Here is a 3,565-nt window from a genome sequence, read left to right as displayed (position 1 = left end):
CCTGAGGGGGGCGGCTCAGTCGCCCGGGTGCTCGGCCGCAGCCGCGGCATCCGCACGATCGGCGGCGGCCAGGACGTCGAGCTCGGCGTCCGCTGCATCCGCTGCCCCGAGGAGTTCGCGGACCCGCGGCACGACGAGCGTGGCGTACCGCTCGATGCTTCCCATCATCGCCTCGTGCGGCAGGGTGCCGTTCGAGTACTTCAGGTCGAAGCGCACCGCGCCGACCGTGCGCATGGCCGCGGCGATCTTCTGCGCGACGGTCTCGGGCGAGCCCGCGTAGAGGGCGCCGTTCGGTCCGGCCTCGCCCTCGAAGTGCTCGCGCGTGACCGGGCCCCAGCCGCGCTCCTTGCCGATGCGGTCGATGATGACCTTGTAGTGCGGCCACAGCACGTCGAGGGCCTCGGCGTCGCTGTCGGCGATGAATCCGGGCGAGTGGATCGCGACCGGCTGCTCGGGGTGGCCGAACTGCGAGAGCGCCCGGCGGTAGAGGTCTGCGAGCGGGGCGAATCGGGCCGGGCTGCCGCCGATGATCGCCAGGACGAGCGGCAGTCCGTAGTGCGCGGCCCGCACCACGGACTCGGGGCTGCCGCCGACGCCGACCCAGGTCTTCAGCCGTCCGTGCTCCACGGGCGGGTAGACGAGCTGGTCGGTGAGCGGCGGCCTGAGCTCGCCGCTCCACGTGACGGGTTCCTGCGGGAGCAGCGCGGAGAAGAGGTTCAGCTTCTCCTCGAAGAGCTCCTGGTACTGCTCGAGGTCGAAGCCGAACAGGGGGAACGACTCGATGAAGGATCCGCGCCCGAGGATCACCTCGGCGCGGCCGCCCGACAGTCCGTCGAGCGTGGCGAAGCGCTGGAAGACGCGCACCGGGTCGTCGGAGCTCAGCACGGTCACGGCCGAGCCGAGGTGGATCCGCTCGGTGCGACCGGCGATCGCGCCGAGCACGACCTCGGGCGCGGAGACGGCGAACTCGTGCCGATGGTGCTCCCCGATGCCGAAGAAGTCGAGGCCCAGGCGATCGGCGAGCACGGCCTCCTCGACGACGTTGCGCAGCACCTGCGCATGCGGCAGCGGCGTGCCGTCGGGCGCCGCCGTCACATCGCCGAAGGTGTCGAGTCCGAATTCGTAGCGCTGGGCCATGTCCTGCCTCATCTCCGCGTCTGCATACGTACGCATCTTCCACGCCAACTCACGTCACGCCGAGCGTATTCCCCGAAGGCCGGGCTGTCGCGGTCGGGCATGCGGGAATGCCGGGGGCTGAACGGGCGTTGCCGGATGATGTCGACGCATGCATCGGTCGCGTCGGCGAGAATGGAGGGGTGGACGTGACGGATCGGCCGGTCATCGGCATCTTCGGTGCGGGGAAGGTGGGCACCGCGCTCGCCCGCCTGCTCGTGGCATCCGGGTACGACGTCCTCATCGCCGGCTCGCCGCGCCAGACCGCCCTCGACCTGCTGGTGTCCGTCGTGGCCCCCGGCGCTCGCGTGGTCACGCCCGACGAGCTCGTCGCCGGCGCGGACGTCATCATCGTCGCCGTGCCGTTCGGCAAGGCCGGCACGGTGCCATGGGAGGACTTCGGCGGACGCATCGTCGTGGACGCCATGAACTACTGGCCGCCGGTCGACGGCCACATCGCCGCGATCGACGCCGACGAGCGCTCGACGAGCGAGATCAACGCCTCGCGCAACCCGCTCGCCCGGGTCGTGAAGTCGCTGAACCACGTCGGCTACCACGAGATGGAGGACGACGCGATGGACGCGGGATCCCCACTGCGCCGCGCGCTCGCCGTCGTGGGCGACGACGCCGATGCGCGCGCGGTGATCGCGCAGCTCATCGACGACATCGGATTCGACGCGGTCGACGGCGGACCGCTCGCGAACGGGCGCGCACTCGAGCCCGGCCATCCGGCGTTCGGACGGGAGCTGTCGGCGACGGAACTCGCCGCGCTGCTCGCGCCTGCCGCGCACCTCGCCGCCTGACGCGGCTCAGGCCGCCTGCGAGATGCGGACGGTGTTGCCCGACGGGTCGCGGAAGGCGCAGTCCCTGGGTCCCCACGGCTGGTCGATGGGCTCCTGGAGCACCTCGGCGCCGGATGCCCGCACGGTCTCGAACGTGGCGTCGATGTCGTCGGAGCTGAAGACGAGCATGGGCAGCACGCCCTTGGCGAGCAGCTCCTGCATCGCGTCGCCATCGGCCTGGGAACGGCCGGCGTGCGGCTCGGAGAGCACGATGCCGAGGCCGGGCTGGGCATCGCTGCCGAGCGTGACCCAGCGGTGCTTCCCCGAGGCGACATCGTTCACCACCTTCAGGCCGAGCGCGTCGCCGTAGAAGGCGATGGCCTCGTCGACGTCGTTGACGGTGATGTTGGTGTACTGGAGTGCGATGGTCATGGAGGCGACTCTAGGCCGCGCTCACGCCACCGGCTTCTTCGATCCTGCTCGATGCATTGCGCACCGGACGGGTGTGCGCCTTGGCGACGCACGACGGCATCGCGTTGACGGCATCGTGCTCCCGGCTGCGGTACGCCGAGGGCGTCTCGCCGACGATCTCGGAGAACCGCGAGCTGAACGACCCGAGCGAGGTACACCCGACCGCCATGCACGCGTCGGTGACGCTCACACCGGCGCGGAGCAGCGCCATGGCGCGCTCGATCCTGCGGGTCATCAGGTAGCTGTACGGCGTCTCGCCGTAGGCCGCGCGGAACTGGCGCGAGAAGTGGGCGGGCGACATGAGCGCCTTCTCGGCCATGGTCGGCACGTCGAGCGGCTTCGCGTAGTCGCGGTCGATGAGGTCGCGCGCTCGGCGCAGGTACACGAGGGTCTCGAGCTCCTGCGGGGTCATGTTCCCGACGCTAGCATCCGGCGCCGCGGTTGTCAGCGGTGCCCTCGGCACCGTCTCCTAGGGTGGAGCAATGCCCCGACCCGTGACCGTGCGCCCCGGCGCGCCGGAGCGCCTCGCCCGCATGGTGCAGCTGCCGACGGTGTCGGCTGACCTGGCGCAGCGGGGGCTCGCCCACTTCGACCGATTCCGGGAACTGCTCGCAGAGCTCTATCCCCTGGTGCACGCGAATCTCGCCTGCGAGCGGGTGACGCCGCTCGGACTGCTCTTCCACTGGCGTGGACGTGGAGCGGGCGACCCCGTGGTGCTCATGGCCCACTACGACGTCGTCCCGGCCGTCGAGACGGACGGCTGGACGTTCCCGCCGTTCGAGGGGCGCATCGGCGACGGGGCCGTGCACGGGCGCGGCACGCTCGACGACAAGGGACCGCTGCTCGTGCTGCTCGAGGCGGTGGAGAACCTGCTCGCCGACGGGTTCGTGCCGGCCCGCGACGTGTACCTCTCGTTCGGCGGCGACGAGGAGAGCCATGGCGACGCCGCCCGCGCCATCGCCGACCTGTTCCGCGAGCGCGGACTCACGCCCTGGCTCGTGCTCGACGAGGGCGGGGCGGTCGTCGACGCGCCGCTGCCGTTCGTGAAGGTCCCGGCGGCGATGGTCGGCGTCGGCGAGAAGGGTGTCGTGACCCTGCGCCTCGCCGCGCACGGCGAGGGCGGGCACGCGTCGGCGCCA

Annotated in this window: 5 protein-coding genes; 2 read left to right on the top strand and 3 right to left on the bottom strand. The window is 71.4% G+C overall.

Annotation, left to right across the window (positions count from 1 at the left end; translation table 11 throughout):
* Nucleotides 1–15 precede the first annotated feature (15 nt).
* A complete protein-coding gene (locus GH736_RS19280) occupies nucleotides 16–1,137 on the bottom strand; it encodes an LLM class flavin-dependent oxidoreductase (protein ID WP_159606229.1) in 1,122 nt (373 codons plus the stop codon).
* A gap of 185 nt (nucleotides 1,138–1,322) precedes the next feature.
* On the opposite strand from GH736_RS19280, the gene GH736_RS19275 reads away from it, so the two are divergent.
* The gene (locus tag GH736_RS19275; protein WP_203230860.1) at nucleotides 1,323–1,976 is read left to right on the top strand and encodes an NADPH-dependent F420 reductase; all 654 of its coding nucleotides are present in this window, start codon (nucleotides 1,323–1,325) and stop codon (nucleotides 1,974–1,976) included.
* Nucleotides 1,977–1,982: 6 nt separating this feature from the next.
* Here the strand turns inward: GH736_RS19275 and GH736_RS19270 are convergent, their stop codons facing one another.
* Nucleotides 1,983–2,387 (bottom strand): VOC family protein, encoded by a 405-nt coding sequence (locus GH736_RS19270; RefSeq protein ID WP_159606225.1) that lies wholly within the window; start codon nucleotides 2,385–2,387, stop codon nucleotides 1,983–1,985.
* Between the two features lie 10 nt (nucleotides 2,388–2,397).
* Nucleotides 2,398–2,838, bottom strand: a complete 441-nt coding sequence (locus tag GH736_RS19265; RefSeq protein WP_159606223.1) for a helix-turn-helix transcriptional regulator — start codon at nucleotides 2,836–2,838, stop codon at nucleotides 2,398–2,400.
* Between the two features lie 70 nt (nucleotides 2,839–2,908).
* Here GH736_RS19265 and GH736_RS19260 point away from each other — a divergent pair.
* A partial coding sequence (locus GH736_RS19260; protein WP_159606221.1) for a M20/M25/M40 family metallo-hydrolase occupies nucleotides 2,909–3,565 on the top strand: 657 nt, incomplete at its 3' end.

This window comes from Agromyces humi (genome assembly GCF_009720255.1).
GTDB lineage: Bacteria > Actinomycetota > Actinomycetes > Actinomycetales > Microbacteriaceae > Agromyces > Agromyces humi.
The sequence above is the reverse complement of the archived record's forward strand: the minus strand, read 5'-3'. Positions and strand labels throughout refer to the sequence as shown.

Bases quoted from the DNA above. Each gene is read 5' to 3' on its own strand.
- GH736_RS19280 (WP_159606229.1), bottom strand. From the start codon at position 1,137: ATGGCCCAGCGCTACGAATTCGGACTCGACACCTTCGGCGATGTGACG.
- GH736_RS19270 (WP_159606225.1), bottom strand. From the start codon at position 2,387: ATGACCATCGCACTCCAGTACACCAACATCACCGTCAACGACGTCGAC.
- GH736_RS19265 (WP_159606223.1), bottom strand. From the start codon at position 2,838: ATGACCCCGCAGGAGCTCGAGACCCTCGTGTACCTGCGCCGAGCGCGC.